The organism is Rhodothermales bacterium, from assembly GCA_017643395.1.
Lineage (GTDB): Bacteria > Bacteroidota > Rhodothermia > Rhodothermales > UBA10348 > JABDJZ01.
In genome coordinates, this window is the sequence record JAEPNP010000001.1 from 1674902 (window position 1) to 1701493 (window position 26592).

A 26592-nucleotide genomic window follows, 5' to 3' on the forward strand; every position below is an offset into this window, starting at 1 on the left:
AGTCAGAACATCAGCCGACCAGTCCGTCTATGGCGGAGGCCAGCATGTGCACCTTGCGGGAGTCCGCTGCGCCATCGGCTTCCTGGTGCAGTTCGGCACCAAGTGCGGACAGGGCGCTGGAGCGGGCCGAGCCCGAGGCACTTTCGGCAGCGCCAAGGGCCTGACGCACTGCTGCGATACGCGCGCGGGAGAGACCGCCGGAGCGCTCCAGCTGGTCCAGGTAGGCCCGGGCCAACGAGAAGCTGGGCGGGAATGTGTAGCTGGGCTGGCCCTGCGCATTCAGATAGTCCCACTGCACGGTGTTCGCCGCATCGATTTCGTTCTGGGACATGGCCGGGCTCGGCGTCAGCGCAAAGATGTCCAGTCCGCGGCTGATCTCGGATGACACGATGGCACCGTTATACCAGTAGACGGACCACGAGCCGCCGTTGCCCATTGACTCGGCGTTCACAGGGCCGCGGTCATGGAAGGCGATTTCAAACGGGTTCTTGGGGTCCGTCCAATCGAAGATCGAGATGCCGCCCTGATACCAGGCCTGCACCATGATGTCGCGGTCAGGTACCGGAATCAGCGATCCGTTGTGCGCAACACAGTTTTCCAGGCTCGTCTGGGGAGCAGGGAGCTTGTAGTAGCTCTGGAAGACCATGCCCTCTTCCTCGATGGTGAAGATGGCGTTGGCGCCCCATTCGTACGGGTCGCTCTCGCGGCACTTGGGCTGGCCGCCGCCGCCCCACTCATCGGTAAAGAGCACCTTGCTGCCGACGTTGTCGAACGTGGCGGAGTGCCAGTAGGAGAAGTTCGAGTCGGCCACGGCGTCCATGCGCTTGGGATTGACCGGGTCCTCGATGTCCAGCAGCAGGCCGTAACCTTCACAAGCTCCGCCGGCCAGGCCGATTTCGGGGTAGAGCGTAATGTCGTGGCACTGGGTCGGGCCAGCTCCCGCGCCGTCGGACTCCGGAGCCTCGGCGCTGATGCCGAAGGCTGCCTCGGCCACCTGCTGGATATTGGCGCGGAAGTCGCTTGAGTCGGCGGCGGTCATGTCACCTTCAATGCCGGCCTGCGCCTTGTAGGCCTGCATGAGCGGGCCGAGGAACTGGCCGGGCACTACCACCTCGTTCCCGTTGAACTTGATGATGTAGGCGCCGGATGCGCGAGCGGCTTCCAGTTCTTCGATGTCGGCAGGCGACTGGCCGTGCTGCGGCGGGGCAACCAGGCCGTCGAAGATGCGCGGACTGCTGACGATCGCCGCGTCCTCGGGGCTGTCCAGCGGGACCTTGATTACTTCGATGCGGAAGAGCGCCGAGTTGGGATCTTCATCCGGGGAGGCACCGGAGCATCCCGGAAGCTCTTCCTCGGGGCGCACCGGCGCCGAGCCGGAAACATACACGTACACGTTCTCGGCATCGTCCGGGTCGACGAGCACCGAGTGCGTGTGGGAGCCGCGACAGGTCTGCACATTGGAGACGTACTCCGGATTGCGCACGTCGGCGATGTTGAAGATGCGGATGCCGCGCAGACGGTCCTCGCTGACGCGCTCCTGTACTCCGTCCGTACCGCAGTCCAGACGTCCGCCGAGCCCCTCGCCCGAAACGAACATCAGGTCGCCGTAGACCGAGACGTCGCTCTGCGATGCGGGGCAGACGTACTCGGTGACAAGCTCAGGGGCTCGTGGATTGGAGATGTCCCAAACCATCACGCCATTGTAGTTGCCCTGAAAAGCGTAGTTGCCCTGGAAGGCGAGGTCGGAGTTCGTGACGCCGATGAACGCCTCGGGCGGCCGGGTGGAGGAGAGCAGCTCCATATTCCAGATGGCTTCTTCGGCGTCAAAGAGGCCGGCGCCGAGGCCGACGCGCGGATCGGGCGACGGCGGGGTGAGCACGGCCATTTCGGCGCTGTCGACCATCGCTTTGGGCGCGCAGGCCGCGAGGGCCAGGGACGTCACCACAAAGAGTGACAGGATCAGGCGGGAGTTCATGATGAAATGGATGAGTTGAAGGGGGAAGCAATCACGGACCGTCTTCCGTCATGGCCGCGAGCATGCGTTCCATGCGCGCGATTTCCGTGATCTGATCTACGTTGATGTCGGAGGCCACCTTGAAGGCGGCCTCATCCTGTCCCGCACCATCGGTGCCGAACAGGTCCTCCACCATGGTGATGGCACCCTGGTGGTGCTGGATCATGTACGTCAGGAATAGTCGGTCGAACTCCGGCCCGTTGGCCTCTGCGAGCTCGTTCAACTGCCCCTGTGTGAGCATGCCAGGCATGTCGGTGTGGCTGTGATGGTCTCCTGCGCCGTGAATCATGAGATTCAGGCCGTCAATGTGGACCTCCGGAACCGGCTGTCCTCTATCCCGGAGCCACGTCTGCATGGTCGCGATCTCGTCATTCTGGGCGTTAATGATGCGCGCCGCAAGGGTGCGGATAGGCGGTGCTGCGCCGTTGGGTTCGGCCAGCCGGGACATGATCAGTGCCTGGGCATGATGCCCGATCATTCCCGACATGAAGGCGACCTCCGCCTCGGAGAAGTTCATCCGGGCGCTGTCCTGGCGCGCCCAGAATAGCTCCTCCAGCTCGGAGTCTGAATCTGTGACCGCAGGCCTGGAGGAGGAGCACCCGGCCAGAATCAGGCCAGCGAGAAGGAGGGGAAAGAGTCGCATGGAATTCAGGGTTGCGGCCCGCCAACGGGCTGCGCGGTCGTTCGGTTGCAGCTACTCATCGACCAGGGTTACGGCGGTACCGTAGGCCAGCATCTCCGCCGCGCCCGCCATCACGACGGAGGTCGCAATTCGCACGGACACGACCGCATTCGCGCCAAGCCTGGAGGCGTCCTCCATCATGCGCTCAAGGGCCTCCTCGCGGGCATCTTCCAGGAGCTTGGCGTACGTCTTGATCTCACCGCCAACCATATTCTTGAATACGGCGCCGATGTCGCGGCCCAGGTTGCGAGCCCGGATGGTATTGCCCCGCACGAGTCCGTGCGTGAGGGTGATGCGCTTGCCGGAAATGGTGGGAGTAGTGGCAATGATCATCCTTTCCTGAACGGGCGAAGCCGACGGTGGGTTACATCCAGCCGCTCAATGTAGGGGTTCTCAAACGTTGTTAGCTTGACGTTCACCCAGTTCTCACTGCTTTGGAAAGACACGAAGCCGTAGCAGCCTCCCTTCATGAACTGTATCCCGATGCGGACTGTGCGCTGAACCACACCAACGCGCACGAACTCCTGTTTGCGACGATCATGTCCGCGCAGACGACCGACGTGAACGTAAACCGCGTGACGGCTGATCTATTCCGGAAGTACCGCACGGTATCGGACTTTGCCGATGCGGATCAGGAGACTTTCCAGGACGAAATCCGCAGCACGGGCTTCTATCGCAACAAAGCGAAGAATGTCATCGGGGCCGCCCGCATGATCATGCACGAGTTCGATGGCAGGGTGCCCGACTCCATGGATTCGCTGCTCAGGCTGCCGGGCGTGGCCCGCAAGACGGCCAATGTGGTGCTGGGCACCTGGTTCGGTACGCCGGAAGGCTTTGTGGTCGACACACACGTCAAACGATTGGCCTTCCGGCTCGGCTTCACCGAACACACCGATCCAGTGAAAGTCGAGCGAGACCTGATCGCCACGTTTCCAAAGGAAGAGTGGAATTTCCTGGGCCACGCCGTCATTCTGCACGGTCGGCAGGTGTGTCACGCCCGCAAGCCGCAGTGCGAGACGTGCGTGCTCAGGCCGATGTGCCCCCAGGAAGGGGTGTAGGCGCGCGCCGGGGGCTCAGGCCGGCGCCGCGCCTCGCTGTCGCTGTGCATCGCAGTCGCCTCATGCAACCAGGCCCGCCACCCTGCGCGGCGTCTCCAGTGCCGCCACCTGCAGCGCCTGATCCAGGTCCGCGATCAGATCCTCCTGGGCCTCGATGCCCACCGAAAGCCGAATCACGTCGTCTGTGATTCCGGCGGCGGCGCGCGCTTCGGGCCGCATCGACGCGTGACTCATCGTCGCGGGATGTTCGATGAGCGACTCCACTCCGCCGAGCGATTCTGCCAGCGCGAACACCCGCGTCCCCCGCAGGAGCGTGCTGACGTCACCACGCAACCGGAACGAAACCATGCCGCCAAACCCGTCCTGCTGGCGGGCGGCCAGCTCGTGATCCGGATGGGCCTCCAGTCCTGGATAGTAGACGTGGGAAACGGCCGGATGACGGTCCAGAAATCGGGCGATGCGGTCTGCGTTGTCCGCGTGGCGCGACAGCCGTAGTGGCAGCGTCTTGAGCCCCCGAAGCACCAACCAGCAGTCGAACGGCTGCGCCACGGTGCCGAGACAGTTTGCCGTGAACTGGATCCGCTCATTCAATTCATCGGTTGCCGCGACGATGGCACCACCCACCACGTCCGAATGGCCGTTCAGGTACTTGGTAGTGGAGTAGGCGACGAGGTCGGCACCCAACTCGATGGGTCGCTGGAAGACAGGAGAGAGAAACGTGTTGTCCACGGCCACCAGGGCATCGGCCCGTCGGGCCGCTGCGCACACTGCCGCGAGATCCGTGACCCGAAGAAGCGGATTGCTGGGCGTCTCGATCCAGACAAGGTCCACCTTGCCGGTGAGTGCTGAAGTGCGCGCGACCTCATCGCCCAGATCCACGTAGTCCACGGTCAGCTTGCCCTGATCCTGAAGGTGCGTCAGCAGCCGTTCCGTCCCGCCATAGCAGTCGTGACTGCACACCACGCGGGCTCCGGCGGGAAGCAGGGCCAGGGTGGTCGAAACGGCAGCCATTCCGGTCGAAACGGCCACGGCGCCGGCCCCGCCGTCCAGCTGCGCCAGTGCTTCCTCGAGTGCAGCCCGCGTGGGGTTGCCGCTGCGGGTGTAGTCGTACCCCTTGGTCTGGCCGACGTCCTCAAAACGGAAGGTCGCGGACTGATAGATGGGTGGCACGATGCAGTTGTAGGCTGAATCGGTGCGTTGGCCGGCGAGCGCCAGGCGGGTCTGGGTTTTCATGGGAGTTGGTAGGGGTAGACGTGTCGGGAGAGAAAGGGAGCGATGGCTCCGGTCAGGGCCTCGTGGTCGACGAGGAAGCTGTCGTGGCCGTAGGGGCTGGACAGCACCTCCAGGTGGCCGGCAGGAAGCAGCGAGGCGAGTTCCACTTGCTCATGAAGCGGATACAGCACATCCGAGCGGATGCCGACTACCAGGGCGGGCTGGGGAAGCGAATCCAGGGCGGCCTCGTAGCCGCCGCGACCGAAGCCGATGTCATGGCTGTCCATCTGCCGTGTGAGTGCCACGTAGCAGTTCGCGTCGAATCGACCGTTGAGTTTGCGGCCATGGTGGTGCAGATAGGATTCGACTTCGAACCCTTCGGAGCGGCGTGAGCGGCCGAATCGCTGCTCGAATTCGCCGGAGGACCGGTATGACACCATGGCCATCATGCGGGCCACGGCCAGGCCGCGCTCGGGCGGGCGCTCCGGCGCGTAGTGGCCTTCGCGCCAGTCCGGGTCGTTGAAGATGGCCTGTCGCTGAGCCTCCCCCCAGGCGATGCTCCAGGGAGAGTGCCGACCGCCCGCGGCGACGACGGCGACGGACCGCACCAGATGGCGGTGGAAGGCCCACTCAAGGGCGAGCATGCCGCCCATCGAACCCCCGATGACGAACGCCACCTCACGCACGCCCAGTCCTGCCAGCACGAGCCGGTGCGCCCGAACGGTGTCGCGGATGGTCACATCCGGGAATTCCGGTCCGTAGGCCTGCCCGGTGTGCGGGTTGACGGTGAGCGGAGATGCACTGCCGTACGGAGAGCCAAGGGTGTTTAGGCAGACCACGAACAGCCGGTCGGTGTCAAGCAGTCTGCCCGGTCCGACCAGGGTGCTCCACCAGCCGGCTGCGTCCGTGTCGCCGGTGAGGGCGTGGCAAACGACCACGGCGTTGTCGCCGCGGTCGTTCAGCCTCCCCCACGTGCGAAACGCCACCGGAGCCTGCCGGAGGCTTCCGCCCGAATCGAGCGGAAGCTCCGGCAGGGTCACCACCGTCGGAGCGGGGGTGCGCACGGTTGTTGTACAGGCCTGGCCCATGTCAGACCACCGCCGGGACCGCAGCCAGGGCCTGCGCGAAGTCCGACTTGATGTCCTCGATGTGTTCGATGCCCACGGAGGCGCGGATCAGGTCGGGGGTCACGCCGGAGGCTGCCTGCTCGTCGATCGTCAGTTGCTGGTGCGTGGTGCTGGACGGATGGATGACCAGGGTCTTGGCGTCGCCCACATTGGCCAGGTGACTGGCCAGCTTGACGTTGTCCACGAAGGACTGTCCGGCCTCCCTGCCTCCACGCACACCGAACGCCAGCACTGCCCCGTAGCCGTTGGTCAGGTATTTCGTCGCCGCGCGGTGGTACGGATGGTCCTCCAGACCCGGGTAGCTGACCCAGGCCACTTCGTCGCGCTCCTGCAGCCAACGGGCCAGTTCAAGGGCGTTGTCGCTGGCCCGCTGCACACGCAGGGAGAGCGTCTCCAGGCCCTGAAGCAGGAGGAAGGAGCCGAACGGATTCTGGCAGGGACCCAGATCACGCAGGCCTTCCACGCGGGCCCGTATGATGAAGGCGGCATTCGCGCCCAGCACGCCCTCGGGACCAAACGTGTCCCAGAACTTCAGTCCATGGTACCCCGGGCTGGGCTCGGTGAAGCTTGGAAAACGTCCGTTGTCCCACGGAAATGACCCCGCATCCACAATCACGCCGCCGATGGTGGTGCCGTGCCCGCCGATCCACTTCGTGGCGCTGGCCGTTACGATGTCAGCGCCGTGATCGATGGGTCGAAACAGATATCCGGCGGCGCCGAACGTGTTGTCGACAACCAGGGGCACTCCGGCCCTGGCGGCCACCGCGGCGAGTGCGTCGAAGTCCGGGATGTTGAACCGCGGATTTCCGATGGTCTCGACATAGATCGCTTTCGTGCGCTCGTCGATCAGCGCCTCGAACGCGTCGGGGTCGTCGCCGTCCACAAAGCGCACCTGGATGCCCAGCCGGGGGAAGGCCACCTTGAACTGGTTATAGGTGCCTCCGTAGAGGTAGCTGGTGGAGACAATGTTGTCTCCCGCTTCGGCCAGCGTGGTCAGTGCCAGCAGCTGTGCGGCCTGGCCGCTGGACGTGGCCAGAGCGCCGACCCCTCCCTCCAGGGCCGCGATTCGCTGCTCGAACACATCGGTCGTCGGATTCATGATCCGCGAGTAGATGTTGCCGAACTGCCTCAGCGCAAACAGGTCGGCGCCGTGCTCGGACGAGTCGAACGTGAATGAAGTCGACGCTACGATGGGCACGGCGCGGGCGTTGGTGCCCGGTGCCGGCTTCTGCCCGGCATGCAGTTGCAGCGTCTCGAATCGATGGGTTCCGTTGGTGGCCATGGTCACTTCTTGTTGACGGTTTCAGGGACTCATCAACAAGGGCCAACCTCTCCGGGGGTCGATCCGGCCGGTTGCCGGCACTCCACGGGACGGGGCATAAAAAAACCCCTCCCGCGGGGTGAAGCGGAAGAGGTGCAACAACGGTGTGCTGTGTCTCCCGCTCATCTCCCCCCGGCACCTTTCGGTATCGAGGCAGGAATTGGCACCTTCCGAAATCGCGTCAGGGAGACTGAATTCGGGGTTGCCAGGGCTTCGTCGGGCCTGCACCCTCCGCCCTTCTTGATGAGCTATGCGATGATGATACGCTCGCAGCGAAAACTGTTGCAAGCCTTCCGGAGAAAATGACTCGGTCCGGATCGGCGTCCCACGGCCGATCCGGACACGAGTCGAGGCGCGGGCGACAGCTCCCTCCCCCGCCGGCGCCATGTTGGCCACGCCGGCACGCGATTCCGCGTGCCGGCCTGGCCGAACGTCAGGTCTACAGGCTGATGCCGAAGACCAGGAAGGTGCGTTCCGTCTCCGGGTTCAGGATGTAGCTGACCGACACCGGGATCGAGAACCGGTCGGTCAGGGAGACATCCTTGGACGCGGTCAGACCCACATTCACAAGGGCGAAACCGTCCGTGCCGTAGAAGCCGCTTTCTCCGGTAACCGCTCCGACGGCGAGGCCCAGGTCTACGCCCTCCGTTTCAAAGGGGTAGGACACCTGCACGTAGACGGAGTTGTCCGGGTCGTTGTGGGCGAACATGGCACCATAGAGCTCGACAGGGAAGGAAGAAGGCCCGGAATAGGACACAAAAGGCTCGATCCAGTGGGCGCCCTGGCCATCGCCCGCGAAATCGAAGAATCCCACTCCTCCGGGAGCTGGGAAGTAATAGTCGGTCACGCCAATCGAGAACGACCCGGAGTTCTCGGAAGACAGCGTGTACGAGATCCACAGGTCGTGTTCGTTGGCGGCGGCGCCCTCAGGCGCGACCGAATAAGAGGCCCATGAGCCAACCTCCAGCCCCTTGTAGGTAAAGGAGAGTCCCGGCTGCATACTGAGTGATTCGCCGAAGTCGGCTCCTCTCCACACGTACCGGCTCACAAAGTCCGATCCGAGGGAAAACTCCTGGGCGTTAACGGGGAAGGCGACTGCTGCGAGCAGCAGGGCGATGGCTATCTTGCGCATGATCGTTCGGTTCGAGGTGACTGGCTGCCTTTCGGCATCCTGTTCATTCGGACGGTCAGGCCCGCGGGGACGCGGTGGTGCGCGTTCCCGGCGGGCGTTTCGTCTGTCGTCCGCTCCGTTTGGGGAAATTATTTAGGTGACGAGGAGTATCGGATTGCAACAAATTAGGCAATCCGCCCAATCAGGCGAAATGTTAGTCGTGCATGAAAGCGTTTCCGCTTATTTGCTCACCTGAATCAGGCCCCATGCGCGAAACTTCGCTGCACGACAGGAAGCGCTTTCTTGCATTTCGCTGGTAGCGAACTATTGTTCAGGTGGCCCAGAACCGCGTTCTTTGCACCTCCCGCAAAGAATTGACGCGAATCATGCCCCGAACATCCCTGACGCCGCGCGCCGATCTGGCTGCTGCCCCGGGCATGCTTTCCGTCAACGGATCGTCGATTAGCGACAACCTGATTCTGGTGACAGGACTTCTTCTGTCCCTAATTGGAGTAGTCGTACTCATCCTCACCTGACGCCCCAGTCGATCCGCAACAGTCCAAGGCAACGAGACGGTTTTCGGGTCGAACCCCCGAACGCCGCATCTCATGCAAAAGCCACGACGAAGCGATACCGTCAAGCGAGGATTTGAGCGCGCCCCCCATCGGTCGCTGCTCAGGGCCACAGGCGCCATAACCTCGGACGAGGACTTTGAGAAGCCGTTTATCGGCGTCTGCAATTCCTACATCGACCTCATCCCCGGGCACGTGCATCTGCAGGAATTCGGAAAGGTGGTCAAGCAGGCCGTGCGCGAGTCCGGAGGCATACCGTTCGAGTTCAATACCATCGGCGTGGATGACGGCATCGCCATGGGACATCTCGGGATGCGGTACTCGCTGCCGTCCCGGGAACTGATCGCCGACGCCGTGGAGACGGTTGCCGCCGCGCATTGGCTCGACGGATTGGTGTGCATCCCGAACTGCGACAAGATCGTGCCGGGCATGCTCATGGGAGCCTTGCGCCTGGACATCCCGGTGATCTTCGTTTCAGGTGGACCCATGAAAGCGGGCGTGACGCCGTCCGGTCAGAAGATCGACCTGATCTCGGTGTTCGAGGGCGTGGGCAAGTTCAAGTCCGGCCAGATCGGCGAGCAGGAGCTGCACGAGCTGGAGAGCTTCGGGTGTCCGACCTGCGGGTCGTGCGCCGGCATGTTTACGGCCAACTCCATGAACTGCATCATGGAGGCGCTGGGGCTGGCCCTGCCGGGCAACGGGAGCATTCTGGCTGTGGACCCGAAACGGCACGAGCTGGCGCGTGCGGCAGCCGGCCGCATCGTGGATCTGGTCGATGAGGGTCTGACTTCCCGGAAGGTGGTCACCAGGGATGCATTCGACGATGCGTTTGCCCTCGACATGGCCATGGGCGGCTCCACCAACACCATTCTGCACCTGCTTGCTGCCGCTGAGGAGGCCGACATCCCGTACGACCTTGAGCGCATCAACGAGATCTCGGCCCGCGTGCCCTACCTGTGCAAAGTGGCTCCGGCTACCCCGAATGTGCACATGGAGGACGTGGACAACGCGGGCGGAGTGCCGGCCATCCTGCGCGAACTGCACAGGCTGGGCCACCTGAACACGGACCGGCCCATGGTCAGCGGCAAGACCCTCGGCGAGCAGCTTGAGGAAGCCGAAAACCGCAACCCCATCGTGATCCGGACGGGCAAGGCGCCGTTCCGGCAGACGGGTGGACTGTCGGTGCTTTTCGGCAATCTGGCGCCACGTGGTGCGGTCGTGAAGACTGGGGCCGTCGCCGAGCATATGCTCGATTTTGAAGGGCCTGCCCGCATCTATGAGTCCCAGGACGCGGCCGTCGAAGGCATTCTGGGAGGTGAGGTGCAGGAGGGCGATGTGGTGGTCATTCGCTACGAAGGTCCACGCGGTGGACCCGGTATGCCGGAAATGTTGCAGCCTACCTCGGCGCTGGCCGGAATGGGCCTGGATCGTTCGGTGGCCATGATCACCGACGGCAGGTTCTCCGGCGGGACGCGCGGACTGAGCATCGGCCACTGCTCCCCCGAGGCCGCCTCCGGAGGGCCGATTGCCGCCGTGAATGAGGGCGACCGCATTCGCATCCGCATCGAGTCCAACGAAATCGAGCTGCTGGTCGACGAGGAGGAGATTTCCCGTCGATTGGCCGCTCTGCCACCCTTCGAGTCGCGCATTCGAGGCGGCTACCTGGAGCGCTACACCTGGTTCGTGACGAGCGCCGACCAGGGTGCCGTGCTGCGCATTCCCCGTCCGCCCATCGGGGCCGAACACCAAACGCCGGTCCTGGCCGGATGACCTTATGACGACTGCTACGCACTTCCCGCTGCAGACCGACTCCGAGCCGGCCCACGAGAGCCAGCTCATGTCCGGTGCGGAAATCCTGATCAAGAGCCTGGAGGCCGAGGGCGTCGAGTACGTATTCGGTCACCCCGGCGGTGCAGTGATCAAGATCTACGACGAAATGCACCGGCTGCAGCCGAGCTTCAAGCATGTACTGGTGCGCCACGAGCAGGGCGGTACGCATGCGGCAGAGGGCTACGCCAAGGCTACCGGCAAGGTTGGCACGGTGCTGGTCACCAGCGGCCCCGGCGCGACCAACTGCGTCACCGGCATCGCCGATGCGTTCATGGACTCAGTGCCGATTGTCGTGTTCACAGGGCAGGTGCCGACCCACCTGATCGGCAACGATGCCTTCCAGGAGTGCGATACCATCGGCGTCACCCGGTCGATCACCAAGCACAGCTTCCTGGTGCGAGACGTCGCGAATCTCGCGGCGACGGTACGGGCCGCGTACCACATCGCAAGAACTGGACGCCCTGGTCCCGTGGTAGTCGATCTGCCCAAGGACGTGCTTTTGGCGGAGGCACCCTTTCACTATCCGGATGAAGTGACGCTGCCCGGATACTCCTATGTGACCCGGGGCAACGCGGATCAGATCCGCAAGGCCGCCGGCATGATCATGACGGCACAGAAGCCGCTGTTCTATGTCGGTGGTGGCACCATCAGTTCGGGCGCCACGGAACTCCTGACGCGCATCGCCCGGAAGACCCGTATTCCGGTTACGACGACGCTGCACGGACTCGGCGCGTTTCCGGAAAACGACCCGTTGTCGGTGGGCATGCTGGGCATGCACGGCACGTGGTACGCCAACCAGGCGGTGCAGAATTCGGATCTCCTCATCGCCGTCGGCGCCCGGTTTGACGACCGCGTGACCGGCAAGCTGGAAGCCTGGGCGCCGCATGCCCGCATCATCCACATTGACATCGATCCGGCCTGTATCTCGAAGAACGTGCCGGTCGATTGCCCCATTCTCGGGGACGTCAAGGCGGTGCTGGAGGAGATGGAGCCGCAGCTGGTGGAGAAGGACACCGAAGACTGGCTGGCCCGCATCGACGGCTGGCGCAAGGAATGTCCGATGGACTTCGTGCCCGATGGCAAACTGCGCCCGCAGCAGATCATTCAGGCCCTGCGTGAGAAGACCGGCGGCGATGCCGTGGTCGTGACCGACGTGGGTCAGAATCAGATGTGGGCCGCGCAGTTCTTCACGTACGCCCGCACGCGCAGCCACATCACCTCGGGTGGGCTGGGCACGATGGGCTTTTCGCTGCCGGCCGCGATGGGAGCGGCATTCGGCCTGAAGGACACCGGCGTTCCGGTCATCTCGATCAACGGAGACGGTGGCTTCCTGATGAACAGCCAGGAGCTGGGTGTCTGCGCCGCACACGGCCTGCCGGTAAAAATCGTGGTGCTCAACAACAGCTTCCTTGGGATGGTGCGGCAGTGGCAGGAGCTCTTCCATGACGAGCGCTACAGCCATACGGACCTGACACCGACGAATCCCGATTTCGTGGCCCTGGCCAAGGCCTATGGCTGTGAGGGCCTGCGCTGCGAGAGCCCGGATGACGTGCAGGCTACCATCGACGCCGCGTGGGAGATCACGGATCGCCCGGTGCTCATGGAGTTCGCCGTTGTGACCGAAGAAATGGTCTTTCCCATGGTGCCGGCCGGCGCTGCAACGGACGACATGATCACGCAGCGCTTCAACCCCGAACTGTCCGCCTGATATGCCTGAAGCCTCCACGCTAACGCCCCAGCAGATCATCCGTCGCAAGGCGGCCGGTGAGCCGGTTCGCCCCGATGATGAGCCGACGGTTCACCGTCATGTCATCACCGTGCTGCTCGAGAACTCGATCGGCGCGCTGAACCGCGTGACCAACATGTTCTCGGCGCGCGGATTCAATCTGGAGAGCGTCTCGGTCGGCGAAACCGACCGGCCCAATATCTCTCGTCTGACACTTGTCACTACAGGTAATGACCGGATCATCGGTCAGGTGCTTCAGCAGCTAAACAATCTGGTCGACACCCTGCGCGTGGACGACGTGACCGGTCAGGACTACGTGGAGCGTGAACTGTGTCTGATCAAGGTGGCCTATACGGTGGACTCCCGTCCGGCGCTCATGGACATCGTCGGCATCTTTCGCGGCAACGTGATCAACATCACCCCGGACACGATGACGTTTGAGGTCACGGGCCCGACCTCGAAGGTCAATGCCTTCATCGGCATGATGAAGCCGCACGGCATCAGCGAGATCGCCCGATCCGGACGGGTTGCCATGCGTCGCCAACTAGCATTTGAAGACTGATACCCCCAGAGAACGATGAATGTGCACTATGAGGCCGACAAGGCCCTGATCAGAAACCGTCGCGTTGCCGTAATCGGCTACGGCAGCCAGGGACACGCCCATGCGCTCAACCTTCATGAGAGCGGCATCAATGTGTGTGTGGGGCTCCGGCCGGGATCGGCGTCTGCCGAAGCCGCCGGCGCCAAAGGTCTGCCCGTGCTGGCCGTGGAGGACGCCGCCCGATGGGCCGACGTGGTGATGATCCTGATCCCGGACCAGCACCAGAAGGCCGTCTATGAGGCGGACATCCAGGAGCATATTGCCCCCGGCAAGGCGCTGGCTTTCGGACACGGTTTCAATGTGCACTACGGGCAGATCACGCCGCCCGAAGGCGTGGATGTGTTCATGGTCGCTCCCAAGTCTCCCGGGCACCTGGTACGCCGGACCTACACCGAAGGAAACGGTGTGCCGTGCCTGGTGGCCGTGGCCCAGGACGCTTCCGGCCAGGCGCTCGATCTGGCGCTCTCCTATGCGGACGCCATCGGCGGGACGCGGGCCGGTGTCATCGAGACCAATTTCAAGGACGAGACCGAAACTGACCTGTTCGGTGAGCAGGCCGTGCTCTGCGGCGGAGCCGCCGAATTGATCAAGGCCGGCTTCGAAACGCTCACCGAGGCAGGATATCCGGCGGAACTCGCCTACTTCGAGTGCCTTCATGAGCTGAAACTCATTGTCGACCTCTTCTACGAGGGCGGCCTGGAGTACATGAACTACTCCGTTTCCGACACCGCCGAGTACGGCGGCTACTCCCGTGGGCCTCGCGTGGTCACTCCCGAGGTCAAGGAGGAGATGAAGCGCATCCTCGGTGAGGTGCAGTCGGGCGCTTTTGCGCGCGAGTGGATTCAGGAATGCGAAACCGGGGGCGAGCAGCTCGCGGCCTATCGCGCGCAGACGGACCAGCACTCGCTGGAAGTCATCGGCCGCAGGCTGCGTGGCATGATGAGCTGGCTCCGCCCGAACGCCGCATCCGACACGGTCGATTCGCCGGTAGACCGTCAACCTGCAGAAGTGGCCTGAGTGGGCGATGCCTACCGCATAGCGCTCCTTCCCGGAGACGGCATCGGCCCGGAGGTCGCAGGCGCGGCCGTTCGGGTGCTTGATGCCGTGTCGCGGAGGCGCGGCTTTCGGCTGCTGTTTGAGGAATACCTGATCGGCGGGGCCGCGATCGATGCGGCGGGCGCTCCGCTGCCGGCGGATACGCGTTCCGGTTGTGCAGGGGCCGATGCCGTGCTGCTTGGGGCCGTAGGTGGACCTCGCTGGGACCGGGGGACCGGAGATCAGCGGCCCGAAGCAGGTTTGCTCGCGCTGCGCAAGTTGCTGGGCACATACGCCAATCTGCGCCCGGTTTCTGTGCCCGCGGCGCTGGCCAGTCGATCGCCACTCCGGGCCGACCGGGTCTCGGGTGCCGACCTGCTGATCGTGCGCGAACTCACCGGCGGGATCTATTTCGGCCAGCCGCGTCGAGAAGGGACCGAAGAGGCGCTCGATACCATGCGATACTCCGCGCCCGAGGTGCAGCGCATCGCGCGTGTCGCGGGTGAATGGGCCAGGAGGCGTCGCGGTCGCGTGACGTCGGTGGACAAGGCCAATGTGCTCGCATCCTCCCGCCTCTGGCGCTCCGTGGTCATGGAGTTGTTCGAAACGGAATTCCCTGATGTGCAGCTGGCCCACCTCTACGTGGACAACGCTGCCATGCAGCTGGTTCGCCGCCCGACAGATTTCGACGTCATCGTTACCGGCAACCTCTTCGGAGACATTCTCTCCGACCTTGCGGCAACGCTGCCCGGCTCGTTGGGTCTGCTGCCCTCCGCCTCCCTGGGAGATGGTCCTGGCGTATTTGAGCCGGTGCACGGCAGTGCGCCCGACATCGCCGGAAACGACATCGCCAATCCCATAGGCATGATCCTGAGCGCCGCTATGATGCTCGAGCATCTCGGGCAGGCGGATGCCGCGGCAGACATTCGGTTTGGCGTGCACGCCGCGCTGAAGACCGGCCGCATGACCGCAGACCTGGCCGCGGACGACATGGCCATCGGCACCGGGCAATTCACCGATGCCGTCATTGAACACGCCACCCAGGTGGCAGGAACACCCGACCCCGCATGAGCGACCGCGTCATCATTTTCGACACCACCTTGCGTGATGGGGAGCAGGCGCCCGGAGCCTCGATGACCATCCCGGAAAAGATCCAGATCGCCCATCAACTGGCGCGGCTTGGTGTGGATGTCATAGAAGCCGGGTTTCCCATCTCGTCACCCGGCCAATTCGAGGCCGTGCGTCGCGTCGCCTCCGAGGTCGAGGGCCCTGTCATTTGTGGCCTTGCACGCGCGAAGGAGGCAGACATCGAAGCGGCCGGCAAGGCGCTTGAGTCGGGCACAAGGACTCGCATCCACACCTTTATCGCAACGAGCGACATTCACCTCAAGAGCAAGTTTGCCGATCCGCGATACGGCACGACGCTCGACCAGAAGCGGGCGACCATTCTGAAGATGGCGGCCGAGGCCGTGTCCCACGCCCGCAGCTTCACGGACAATGTCGAGTTCAGTGCCGAGGACGCAGGGCGCACCGAGCGGGCCTACCTCTACGAGGTGATTCAGGCCGCCATAGAGGCCGGAGCTACCACGATCAATATTCCGGACACCACCGGCTTCTGCACGCCTGCCGAATACGCCAGTCTCTTCCGTGAGGTCAAGGAGCATTGCTCGCTGGGCGACGACGTGATTCTGTCCGCCCATTGCCACGATGATCTGGGTCTGGCCGTGGCCAACTCGCTCTCCGCGGTACTTGCCGGGGCCCGCCAGATTGAATGCACCATCAACGGAATCGGAGAGCGGGCTGGTAACGCAGCGCTGGAGGAAGTCGTGATGGCCCTTCAGGTGCGAAAGGATCGCTTCGGCATCGAAACCGGGCTGAATCCTCGTCTGCTCTTCGAAACCAGCAGGCTGGTTTCCACTTTCTCGGGTTTCCCCGTGCAGCCGAACAAGGCCATTGTCGGCAAGAACGCGTTCAGTCATGAAGCCGGCATTCACCAGGACGGCGTGCTGAAGGCCCGGGAGACCTATGAGATCATGCGTGCGGAAGATGTGGGACAGGCCGTCGAGGCCATCCGGCTCGGCCGACACTCGGGTCGCCACGGCCTCTTTTCACGCCTTTCCAAGCTGGGCATCCAGGTCGCGGACAAGGATCGGGATGCCATCTACGAACAGTTTCTGAAGCTCGCCGACGCCAAGAAGGAGATCGGCGAAAACGACCTCTACCACCTCGTGCACAAAGACAAACCCAACGCCAACGCCCCGCACTACGAACTGGAATACGCCGCCGCCTCGGTGGCCACCAATGCGGCCCCGGAGGCTGTGGTGCGCATCCGTCACGTCCGCACCGGTCGCGTGGTAGAGCGCGGGGCCACGGGCGATGGGCCCATCGATGCCCTCTACCGCGCGATCGACCACGCCGTGGACGAGAGCCACGACCTCGTCAACTACTCCATCCGCTCCATCACCGAAGGTGCCGACGCGCTGGGTGAAGTCTCGGTGCTCATCGGCATCGGCGGCCCCTGCTTCAACGGTCGGGCCAGTGGCACCGACGTCGTGCTGGCGTCGGCTCAGGCGTACATCAATGCCCTGAACAGTCTTGCCTCGTTCCGGTCTGAAGAGGAGGCGGTGCGCTTTGTGGGCGATGGCATCATGCGTGCGTTTGAAGGGGGCGTGGCCTGATGGCCGGTCAAACCCTGACCCAGAAGATTCTGGCCGCGCACGCGGGCAGAGAGCGCGTCTCCCCAGGTGACAACGTCTGGGTGGACGTGGACATTCTGATGACGCATGATGTCTGTGGTCCGCCGACCATCGACATTTTCAAGCGTGAGTTTGGCGAGCACGCCAGGGTCTGGGACAAGGACAAATTGGTGATCCTGCCGGACCACTACATCTTTACCGAGGACCCGCACGCACGGCGCAACATCGAACTTCTGCGGGCCTTTGCGGCCGAACACGACCTGCCGCACTACTACGATGTGGGCACCGCCCGGTACAAGGGTGTATGCCACGTGGCGCTCGCAGAGGAAGGGTTCAACCGTCCGGGCAATGTGCTCTTCGGCACCGACTCGCACACCTGCACAAGCGGGGCCTTCGGGCTCTTCTCGACCGGGGTCGGCAATACCGACGCCGCCCTCATCATGGGCACCGGCAAGATCTGGGTCAAGGTGCCGGAAACGATGCGCTTCGTCTTTCATGGCGAGCTGCCGCCCTACCTGATGGCCAAGGACCTGATCCTGGCCGTGATCGGGGAGATCGGCACCGACGGCGGCACCTATCGCACGCTGGAGTTCGACGGCGAAGCCGTGTACGACCTGTCCATGCAGGAGCGCATGACGCTCACCAACATGGCCATCGAGGCCGGCGGCAAGAACGGCATCATTGCACCGGACCAGGTCACCTTCGATTTCGTGCGTGCCCGCACGGACGCCGCCTTTGAGGCGGTCTACGGAGATGCCGATGCGCGATTCCACTCCGAGTACGTGTTCGACGTCTCGGAAATGGTGCCGGTCGTGGCAAAGCCGCACAGTCCCGACAACAAGGCCCCCGTGACGGAAGTCACCGGTACTGTGCTGAACAAATGCTACATCGGCTCCTGCACCGGCGGCAAACTGGAAGACTTTGAGGCCGCCGCACGCATCCTGAAAGGACACGAGGTGAAGGTGGCCACGTACGTGGTGCCCGCATCGACCGAGGTCGAGCGCCGCATGAAGGAAGTGACGTTTGAGGGGGAGACTCTCTGGGACATCTTTGTCGCGTCCGGGTGCCTCATGGGGCACGCAAGCTGCGGCGCCTGCCTGGGCGGTCCCATCGACACGTTTGGGCGCGCCACCGGCACTGAAGTCGTCATCTCGACGACAAACCGCAATTTCCCCGGCCGCATGGGCTCCAAGCAGTCCGCCGTGTACCTGGCATCACCCCTGACGGTGGCCGCATCGGCGCTGAATGGCGTCATCACGGATCCCCGCGAGGTGCTTGTATGAAAGACGTCATTCGCGGGAAGGCCTGGGTAGTCGGCGACGCCATCGACACGGACCAGATCATCCCGGCTGCCCATCTGGTCTATTCCATGACGGTGCCGGAAGAGCGAAGGTTGTATGGCCGGTTCGCGCTCAGCGGTGTACCGGCCGAGAAACAGGGCCTGCCCTTCGGCAAACGGCCGTTCACCGAGCCGGAGAGGTTCGAGAGCGACTACAAAGTCATCATTGCCGGAAGCAATTTTGGATGCGGGTCCAGCCGCGAACACGCGCCGTTTGCCATCGCCGAGGCCGGCTGTGAGGCGGTCGTCGCCGAGAGTTACGCGCGCATTTTCTACCGCAATTCCGTGGACGGCGGATTCCTGGTGCCATTCGATACCCGCGAGCGCCTGATTGAGCGCATCCGTACGGGCGATGAGGTCGAGATCGACACGACCGGCGGCACGCTGCACAACCACACCACCGGCGAGGACTTTCTGCTCAATCCCCTCGGGGACGTCGCAGACATCCTGCGCGCCGGCAACGTGTTCGAATACGCCCGTCAGCAGGGCCTGATTACCACCTGATTCCGGAGGCGGGCGCGCGTGAGGTGCATCCCGCCGGAGGGATCGCCTGACCCCCGATACCATGACCTCCGTAGAAATCTTCGACACCACCCTGCGTGATGGCACGCAGGGCGAGCACGTTTCCCTGTCGGCCGCGGACAAGATCCGCATCGCACGCCGCCTGGATGCCGCTGGTATCGACATTATCGAGGGAGGGTGGCCCGGCTCGAATCCCAAGGACATGGAGTTCTTTCGCCGCGCCCGAGACGAGGCATGGTCCCACGCGCGCATCTGCGCGTTCGGCTCCACGCGGCGGGCGCAGTTCGCGCCGGAGGATGATCCCAACCTGCAGGCAATGCTGGCCGCGGACACGAGCGTCGTCTCGTTGTTCGGCAAGAGTTGGAGGCTGCATGCGACGGTGGCGCTCGGTGTCTCCCTCGAGGAGAACCTGGAACTGATTCGTTCATCGGTCGCCTACCTGAAGGCCTGTGGCCGTCATGTGATTTACGATGCCGAGCACTTCTTCGATGGCCACGCCGACGACCCGGCCTACGCGCTGGAGACCCTGGCGGCGGCCGCGGAAGCCGGTGCCGACGTCCTGGTGCTGTGCGACACCAATGGCGGCACGCTGCCGACAACCGTGCAGCAGGTGGTGACGACGGTGGCGGGGCAGTTCAGTCAGCCCATCGGAATACACTCCCACAATGACGGTGCCTGCGCCGCGGCGAACGCCATTGTCGCCGTGCAGGCCGGGGCGCGCCACGTGCAGGGCACGATCAACGGCATCGGCGAACGCTGCGGCAATGCCGACCTGTGTTCGGTCATACCGGGTCTGCAGCTCAAGCTGGGATACGACTGTCTTCCGGGCGATGCGCTGGGTGCCCTCACGGAGCTCTCCCATTTCGTGGACGACGTGGCGAACCTCGATCCAGTCGACCGCTCTCCCTATGTGGGTCGGAGTGCGTTCGCGCACAAGGGTGGCATCCATGTGTCCGCTGTGATGAAGGACCCCCGGGCCTACGAGCACATCGAACCCGAGCACGTAGGCAACCGACGCCGCGTGCTGGTCTCGGACCTCTCGGGCCAGAGTAATGTGCGGTACAAGGCCGCCGAGTTCGGCATCGAACTGGATGACTCCACGACGGCCAGGAAGGCGGTTGCGCGCATCAAGGATCTCGAGAACCTCGGTTATGCCTTTGAGGGCGCCGAGGCGTCGTTCGAGCTCCTGCTTCGTGCGGCGCGCGGGGAGACCACGGACTTCTTCCGTCTTGAGAGGGTGCGTGTCCGAACGGAGATGGGGGGTGGTCCGGAGCATTCCGAAGCCTCCGCGGTCGTGGCCGTGGGCAATCAGCGCGAACACGTTGTGGCAGAGGGTCACGGACCTGTAGACGCCATGTCCAGAGCACTGCGCAAGGCACTCATGGGCCTCTATCCGGGCCTGGCCACGGTGCGGCTGTCGGACTACAAGGTTCGGGTGCTTACGCCGGAGGACGGCACGGCGGCCTCGGTTCGGGTGCTGGTCGAACACTCCGACGGGACCTCGTCCTGGAATACCGTCGGCGTGTCGGAGAACATCATCGAAGCCAGTTGGCAGGCGCTCGCGGACGGCATGACGTATTCGCTGCTGCGCAGCGGGGTGGCGGTGCCGATCGGCGCGACTGGGGCGACAGCCTGAGTCAGGCTAAAGCGCCTAACTAAGTGTGGTACTTCGCAAGCGGCGATGCTTGAAACCGCTTCCAGAAACGAACCCCATCCTTCGTTATTGAATAAAAGCGCTTTCAAGGCCTAAATAGTTGCGAAAGCAACAGGGCGAGGGTATTGATGCAGGCTCCCAAGCTCCCCGTTCTCCCATGGTGCCTGCGTTTCCCGACCTGTATCAGCCCGAATTCGAACACGACGCGTGTGGCGTCGGCATGGTCTGTCGCATCGACGGCTCGCCGAGTCACGACGTCATCGACAAGGGGCTGAAGATTCTGGTGCGTCTCGAGCACCGGGGCGCCGTCGGGGCGGATCCGGCCACCGGAGACGGGTCGGGGATCATGCTGCAGATCCCGCACGCCTTCCTGATCAAGGAGGCGCGTGCCCTGGGCATTCAGCTGCCTGACCCCGGGGCGTACGCTGTGGGCACGGTGTTCGTCCCGCGGGACCGCGACACGACTCGGAGAGACCTCAGGCGGGCCGCCGAAAGGGCGGGTCTCAAGGTCCTCGGATGGAGGCAGGTACCTGTGCACACGGAGGGACTTGGCAGGGCATCCCTGGAAAGCCGCCCGGACATCTGGCAGGTCTTCCTGGCCCGACCGGAGCACTGCGACGATGACCTGGCCTTCGCGCGTGCCCTCTTCGTTGCAAGGCGGCTTGCCGAGTCCGAGGGCAATCTGTACTTCTGCGGCCTGTCGGCCACGACCATTGTCTACAAGGGTCAGCTGACCGAGGCGCAGTTGCGGGACTTCTACCCGGACCTTCAGGATCCGTCGATGGCGTCTGCGATGGCCCTTGTGCATTCGCGCTTCTCGACCAACACGTTTCCTCGCTGGCCGCTGGCCCAGCCCTTCCGGTTTCTGGCCCACAACGGGGAAATCAATACGCTGCGCGGCAACGCGAACTGGATGAAAGCCCGCGAGGCGCTGTTCCAGACCGAGGTCTTCGGCGAGCACACCGGTGTATTGCACCAAATTCTGGACCGGTCGGGGTCCGACTCCCTTCAGCTGGATCAGGCGCTGGAGCTCATGCTTCTCACCGGACGAAGCCTGCCGCAATCGGTCATGACGCTGCTACCCGAAGCCTGGGAGCACAACGATGGCATGGAGGCCGGCCGGCGGGCGTTCTATGAGTACACGGCGTGCCACATGGAGCCTTGGGACGGGCCCGCGGCGGTGCTCTTCTCCGACGGACGGCATGCCGGGGCCGTGATGGATCGCAACGGCTTGCGTCCGGTGCGCTACACGGTCACGCACGATGGGTACATGATCGTCGCTTCGGAGGCCGGACCCCTCGACATCGAAGCCGCCAACGTGCAGCACAACGGCCGCCTGCAGCCGGGGCGCATGCTGCTTGTGGACTTGCAGGAGGGTCGGTTGATCGAGGACGAGGAGATCAAGACTCACGTGGCCGGAGGAAGGCCGTACGGCCAGTGGCTGACCGAGCACATGCGGCATGTCGACACCCTGCCCGAGGCTGCCGTGCAGCGGCCGGGGCACGAAGCAGACATGGTGACGCTCTGGCGCCGATTCGGCTACACCCGGGAGAGTCTGGAGCAGTTGGTGGCCCCGATGGCGGAGAAGGGCAAAGAGCCCATCGCCAGTATGGGCCGCGATATCCCGTTGGCGGTGCTCTCTTCACAACCGCGGCCGCTGTTCGACTACTTCAAGCAACTGTTTGCGCAGGTCACCAATCCGCCTCTGGATGCCATCCGGGAGGAGATGGTGACGTCTCTGTTCGTTAATCTTGGGGCCGCCCACAACCTGTTCGAGGAGGCGCCCGAGGCGGCTCGTTTGGTGCGCCTGGACACCCCCGTGATCAGCGCAGATACCCTGAACCGCCTCGAACACCTGGAGCGCACCGAGGTGCTTTCCTCCACGATGCCGTCCGGGGCAGACGGTGACAGGTTGGAGGCCGCCCTCGAGGACCTGCGATGCGCTGCCTCCCGGGCCATCGAAGACGGTCGGGACATTCTGGTGCTGTCAGACCGGGTGCCCGGCGAGGGGCGTGTGCCGCTTCCCACGTTGTTGGCGGTCGGCGCCGTGCACCATCACCTGATTCGCACGGGCCGGCGCATGCGGTGCTCGCTGGTGGTAGACAGTGGCGAACCCCGGGAGGTGCATCACTGCTGCACACTGCTGGGCTATGGAGCCAACGCCGTGCATCCCTGGCTGGCCGTTCGATCGGCGCAGTATCTGGCGGAGCAGGCGCGCATTCGACTTCCAGACCCTGCTGAGGCGGCAAATCGCCTGCTGCAGGCCCTGAACGCCTCCGTGCTCAAGGTGATGTCCAAGATGGGTATCTCCACGGTGCAGTCGTACACCGGTGCGCAGATCTTTGAGGCCGTCGGCGTGCATCCGGACGTGGTGGCGGATGCCTTTGTAGGCACACCAAGCCGCATTGGCGGGATCCGGCTGGACGACATCGCCCGTGATTACGGGGTGTACCATGAGCACGCCACGGCCCCGCGGCTGCCCCTGGAGCCCGAGCTGCCCGAGGGAGGTACCCAGCGTTGGCGTCGCAGCGGGGAGCACCACGTGCTGAGGCCGGAGGTCGTGGCTTCGCTGCAGCAGTCGGTGCGTGATGGCAGCGACAGCGAGTACGCGCGATTCGCCGAGCTCGTCAATGATCAGTCCCGAAAACTCGGCGCTCTGCGCGGGCTTATGGAGTTCGTGCCCGGCACGCCGGTGCCCCTTGAGGAGGTCGAGCCCTGGACGGAGATCGTCACCCGCTTCAAGACCGGAGCCATGTCTTACGGGTCGCTGAGCGGCGAGGCGCATGCCACCCTGGCGGAGGCCATGAACCGCATCGGGGGACGCAGCAATACAGGCGAGGGCGGAGAAGACCCCGAGCGGTATGCCCGCGCACACCCGGCGCGCAGCCGCATCAAACAGGTGGCCTCCGGCCGGTTCGGTGTCACCATGCCCTACCTGGCGTCGGCTGACGAGATCCAGATCAAGATGGCGCAGGGCGCCAAGCCGGGGGAAGGCGGGCAGCTGCCGGGAGAGAAGGTCTACCCATGGATTGCACGCACGCGGTACTCCACGCCTTATGTGGGTCTGATTTCACCCCCGCCGCACCACGACATCTATTCGATCGAGGATCTGGCGCAGCTGATTTTCGATCTGCGCAACGCCAACCCGGATGCGCGCATCAGCGTCAAGCTGGTCTCCGAGGCGGGTGTCGGTACGGTGGCCGCCGGCGTGGCCAAAGCGAAGGCAGACGTCGTGCTCATCTCCGGTCACGATGGGGGCACGGGCGCATCGCCCGCGAATTCCATCCTGCATGCCGGCTTGCCCTGGGAGCTTGGGCTCTCCGAGGCACATCAGACTCTGGTGCGGAACGGGCTCCGGAACCGGGTTCGCGTGGAGTGCGATGGCGGGCTGCGCACAGGCCGTGACGTCGCGATTGCCGCCATGCTGGGTGCCGATGAATTCGGGTTTTCGACCATACCGCTGGTGGCCATGGGTTGCATCATGATGCGGAAATGCCACCTGAACACGTGCCCTGTAGGAGTGGCCACCCAGAATCCGGTGCTCAGGGAGCGCTTCAATGGCCTGCCCGAGCACGTGGTCAACTATTTCCATTTTGTGGCCGAGGAGCTGCGATCCATCATGGCGGAGCTGGGTGTGCGCACCGTCCGGGAGCTGACCGGTCGGGTTGAGTTGCTTCGCCAGCGCGCGGAAGCTCCGGGGAGGGCAGCCCGTGTAGATCTCACGCGTGTATTGGCCGTGCCCACTGCTGATCCCCGCCTGCAGGGATTCGACCTGCCGCGCACGGAGGACCTTCTGGCCGGCCAGTTGGACCGCGCCTGGCTGCGCGAGGCGGCATGCGACATCGAAGCAGGTCGACCTGTTGTGCTCAGGGCCAACCTGGACAACACGGACCGAACGGTCGGCACCATCATCTCCAACCGACTCGTGAATCTGCCTCGTCCGCCTGCAGACGATGCGGTCACACTGCAGCTGGTCGGCACCGCTGGGCAGAGCTTCTGCGCGTTCGGCACTCGCGGACTGCGCGCGCATCTGACCGGGCAAGCCAACGACTACATGGGCAAGGGTCTGTGCGGTGCCCATGTGATCATAGCGCCGCCCGACGACGTGGGATTCCGTCCCCATGAGCAAATCGCCGTCGGCAACGTGGCGCTCTACGGGGCAACGGCGGGAGACGTGTTCATCCGCGGACGGGCCGGTGAACGCTTCGCCGTGCGCAACAGCGGTGTGAACGCCGTGGTGGAAGGCGTGGGCGATCACGGCTGTGAGTACATGACGGGTGGCCGCGTGGTCATCCTGGGGCCGACGGGTCGCAATTTTGCGGCGGGCATGTCCGGCGGCGTTGCCTACGTGCTGGACGGCACGTGGGATTTTCGCCAGGGCCGCTGTACGGGCGATGGGGTGGATCTCGAATCCCTGACCGATCCAGAGGACATCAGCGAACTGCGCGCCATGGTGGAAGCCCACCTGCATTGGACCCGAAGTGCGGTCGCGCAGTGGGTACTCGACAACTGGGACGCAGCCCTGCAGGAATTCGTCAAGGTGATGCCGCTCGAGTACCGGGCGGCGCTCAAACGGCTGGCCACCGAGGCCGGCGAACAGGTGGCCGCGTAATGGGAAAACCGACCGGCTTCATCGAGTACGACCGCGTGGATGTGCTGTACAGGCCTGTGGAGGAACGCGTCGGCGATTTCCGCCACGTTGCCATGCTCCCGCCCTGGGATTCCGCGCGCACGCAGGCCAGCCGCTGCATGGATTGTGGAATCCCTTTTTGCCACTCGGGCTGCCCGCTGGGCAACCAGATCCCGGACTGGAATGATCTGGTGCACAGGGGTGACTGGGCGCGCGCCTACCAGGCGCTAAGGGAAACCAACAACTTTCCGGAATTCACCGGGCAGGTGTGCCCGGCGCCGTGTGAGGCTGCCTGTGTGGCAGGCATTGGCGGTGAGCCCGTCGCCATCGAACAGATTGAGTGGGCCATTGCCGAGCGGGCGTTTGAAGACGGAATCGCCAAGGCGCATCCCCCGGCGCAACGCACCGGAAGACGGGTGGCCGTCGTGGGCTCCGGTCCAGCGGGCCTGGCCTGTGCCGACCAGCTGAACCAGGCCGGCCACGAGGTCGTCGTCTTCGAGCGCGACGCCAAACCCGGCGGACTACTGCGCTACGGCATCCCGGACTTCAAGCTCGAGAAATGGGTGGTTGAACGTCGGATTCAGCTGTTGACGGCCGAGGGCGTGCGCTTTGTCACCGGCGTTGAGGTCGGCACGGAAGTGACCGCAGAAGACCTGGAAGCCTTCGATGCGGTGGTGCTCTGCACCGGGTCTACCGTGCCGCGGGACCTTCCCGTGCCAGGCCGGGATCTGAACGGGATTCATCCGGCGATGGACTTTCTGGCGGCCCAGAACCGTGTCGTCGGCGGGGAAGCCGAGGAGGTCCCGCCCGGCCTCTCCGCAGCGGGCCGACACGTCATCGTCATCGGCGGTGGGGACACGGGGAGCGACTGTGTCGGCACAGCCAACAGGCAGGGCGCGGCATCGGTCACACAGTTCGAATTGCTGCCAATGCTGCCTTCGGGTCGGCCGGCGCATCAGCCCTGGCCGTACTTCCCCATGAAGCTGAAGACCACGACCTCCCATGAGGAGGGCGCGGACCGCCACTGGTCTCTCATGACCACTGCCTTCACCGGAGATGATGACGTCCGAGGCCTGCGAACGGTGATCGTGAACGATCAGCTTCAGTCCGCGCCAGGCTCGGAACGTGAGTGGAAGGCCGATCTGGTGCTGCTGGCGGTGGGCTACGTCGGCACCGAGAATCCACTGCTGGAGGCCCTCGGGTTGGTGGCGACCCCTCGCGGTACCGTGGGGAGTGGTGACTTCACGACGTCACGCGAAGGCTACTTCGCGGCCGGTGACGCGCGTCGAGGGCAAAGCCTGGTGGTCTGGGCCATCTCCGAGGGTCGCGAAGCTGCCGCGGCGGTGGATGAATACCTCATGGGTTCGACCAGGCTGGCCCGCAAGGGCGACGGTGACCTACCCAGAAAGTAGCAGCACGTCAACGGGCTTCGGATATTCCGAAAAGTTAGTAGCACCGATTG

General features: G+C 64.2%; 20 protein-coding genes and 1 riboswitch. Of the genes, 13 read left to right on the forward strand and 7 right to left on the reverse strand.

The window, feature by feature from the left end; translation table 11 throughout:
- Positions 1-10: 10 nt before the first annotated feature.
- From JJ896_06840 to JJ896_06850, 3 genes are read right to left on the reverse strand one after another with little or no spacing between them, the layout of a single operon-like run.
- Positions 11-1975 carry a hypothetical protein gene (locus JJ896_06840; GenBank protein ID MBO6779353.1) on the reverse strand — a complete coding sequence of 655 codons (1965 nt, stop codon included), beginning with the start codon at positions 1973-1975 and terminating at the stop codon, positions 11-13.
- Between the two features lie 31 nt (positions 1976-2006).
- Positions 2007-2657 (reverse strand): DUF305 domain-containing protein, encoded by a 651-nt coding sequence (locus JJ896_06845; protein ID MBO6779354.1) that lies wholly within the window; start codon positions 2655-2657, stop codon positions 2007-2009.
- A 51-nt stretch (positions 2658-2708) separates the two neighbouring features.
- On the reverse strand, positions 2709-3029 hold the full coding sequence (locus JJ896_06850) for a YbjQ family protein (protein MBO6779355.1): 321 nt from the start codon (positions 3027-3029) through the stop codon (positions 2709-2711).
- Between the two features lie 101 nt (positions 3030-3130).
- Between JJ896_06850 and nth the strand changes: the two genes are divergently transcribed.
- Positions 3131-3754 carry an endonuclease III gene (nth, locus tag JJ896_06855; GenBank protein MBO6779356.1) on the forward strand — a complete coding sequence of 208 codons (624 nt, stop codon included), beginning with the start codon at positions 3131-3133 and terminating at the stop codon, positions 3752-3754.
- Between the two features lie 60 nt (positions 3755-3814).
- Here the strand turns inward: nth and JJ896_06860 are convergent, their stop codons facing one another.
- From JJ896_06860 to JJ896_06875, 4 genes are all read right to left on the reverse strand, one after another.
- On the reverse strand, positions 3815-4987 hold the full coding sequence (locus tag JJ896_06860; GenBank protein ID MBO6779357.1) for a PLP-dependent transferase: 1173 nt from the start codon (positions 4985-4987) through the stop codon (positions 3815-3817).
- The gene (metX, locus tag JJ896_06865; protein ID MBO6779358.1) at positions 4984-6030 is read right to left on the reverse strand and encodes a homoserine O-acetyltransferase; all 1047 of its coding nucleotides are present in this window, start codon (positions 6028-6030) and stop codon (positions 4984-4986) included. The genes JJ896_06860 and metX overlap by 4 nt, the downstream gene beginning before the upstream one ends.
- A 25-nt stretch (positions 6031-6055) precedes the next feature.
- Entirely contained in the window at positions 6056-7375 is a 1320-nt protein-coding gene (locus JJ896_06870; GenBank protein ID MBO6779359.1) for an O-acetylhomoserine aminocarboxypropyltransferase/cysteine synthase, read from the reverse strand.
- A 158-nt stretch (positions 7376-7533) separates the two neighbouring features.
- Positions 7534-7664: riboswitch (SAM riboswitch) on the reverse strand.
- A gap of 189 nt (positions 7665-7853) precedes the next feature.
- A complete protein-coding gene (locus tag JJ896_06875; protein ID MBO6779360.1) occupies positions 7854-8546 on the reverse strand; it encodes a hypothetical protein in 693 nt (230 codons plus the stop codon).
- Positions 8547-8911: 365 nt separating this feature from the next.
- Between JJ896_06875 and JJ896_06880 the strand changes: the two genes are divergently transcribed.
- The 12 genes from JJ896_06880 (at position 8912) to JJ896_06935 (ending at position 26542) form a co-directional block, all read left to right on the forward strand.
- Positions 8912-9061, forward strand: coding sequence for a hypothetical protein (locus JJ896_06880; GenBank protein MBO6779361.1), 150 nt, complete (start codon positions 8912-8914; stop codon positions 9059-9061).
- Positions 9062-9133: 72 nt separating this feature from the next.
- Entirely contained in the window at positions 9134-10867 is a 1734-nt protein-coding gene (ilvD, locus tag JJ896_06885) for a dihydroxy-acid dehydratase (GenBank protein ID MBO6779362.1), read from the forward strand.
- Between the two features lie 4 nt (positions 10868-10871).
- Complete coding sequence (ilvB, locus tag JJ896_06890) at positions 10872-12635, forward strand: biosynthetic-type acetolactate synthase large subunit (protein ID MBO6779363.1); 1764 nt, start codon at positions 10872-10874, stop codon at positions 12633-12635.
- A 1-nt stretch (position 12636) separates the two neighbouring features.
- The gene (gene ilvN / locus JJ896_06895; protein MBO6779364.1) at positions 12637-13215 is read left to right on the forward strand and encodes an acetolactate synthase small subunit; all 579 of its coding nucleotides are present in this window, start codon (positions 12637-12639) and stop codon (positions 13213-13215) included.
- A 15-nt stretch (positions 13216-13230) separates the two neighbouring features.
- On the forward strand, positions 13231-14271 hold the full coding sequence (gene ilvC / locus JJ896_06900; GenBank protein ID MBO6779365.1) for a ketol-acid reductoisomerase: 1041 nt from the start codon (positions 13231-13233) through the stop codon (positions 14269-14271).
- Positions 14272-15360: a 3-isopropylmalate dehydrogenase gene (leuB, locus tag JJ896_06905; GenBank protein ID MBO6779366.1), complete on the forward strand. Its 1089-nt coding sequence runs from the start codon at positions 14272-14274 to the stop codon at positions 15358-15360. It abuts the gene before it with no gap.
- Positions 15357-16967 (forward strand): 2-isopropylmalate synthase, encoded by a 1611-nt coding sequence (locus JJ896_06910; protein ID MBO6779367.1) that lies wholly within the window; start codon positions 15357-15359, stop codon positions 16965-16967. The genes leuB and JJ896_06910 overlap by 4 nt, the downstream gene beginning before the upstream one ends.
- Positions 16967-18268 carry a 3-isopropylmalate dehydratase large subunit gene (locus tag JJ896_06915; protein MBO6779368.1) on the forward strand — a complete coding sequence of 434 codons (1302 nt, stop codon included), beginning with the start codon at positions 16967-16969 and terminating at the stop codon, positions 18266-18268. Before JJ896_06910 ends, JJ896_06915 begins: the two co-directional genes overlap by 1 nt.
- Positions 18265-18828 carry a hypothetical protein gene (locus JJ896_06920; protein ID MBO6779369.1) on the forward strand — a complete coding sequence of 188 codons (564 nt, stop codon included), beginning with the start codon at positions 18265-18267 and terminating at the stop codon, positions 18826-18828. The genes JJ896_06915 and JJ896_06920 overlap by 4 nt, the downstream gene beginning before the upstream one ends.
- A gap of 61 nt (positions 18829-18889) precedes the next feature.
- Positions 18890-20482, forward strand: a complete 1593-nt coding sequence (locus JJ896_06925) for a citramalate synthase (protein MBO6779370.1) — start codon at positions 18890-18892, stop codon at positions 20480-20482.
- A 175-nt stretch (positions 20483-20657) separates the two neighbouring features.
- Positions 20658-25112, forward strand: coding sequence for a glutamate synthase large subunit (gene gltB, locus JJ896_06930; protein MBO6779371.1), 4455 nt, complete (start codon positions 20658-20660; stop codon positions 25110-25112).
- A complete protein-coding gene (locus JJ896_06935; protein ID MBO6779372.1) occupies positions 25112-26542 on the forward strand; it encodes a glutamate synthase subunit beta in 1431 nt (476 codons plus the stop codon). The genes gltB and JJ896_06935 overlap by 1 nt, the downstream gene beginning before the upstream one ends.
- Positions 26543-26592 lie beyond the last annotated feature (50 nt).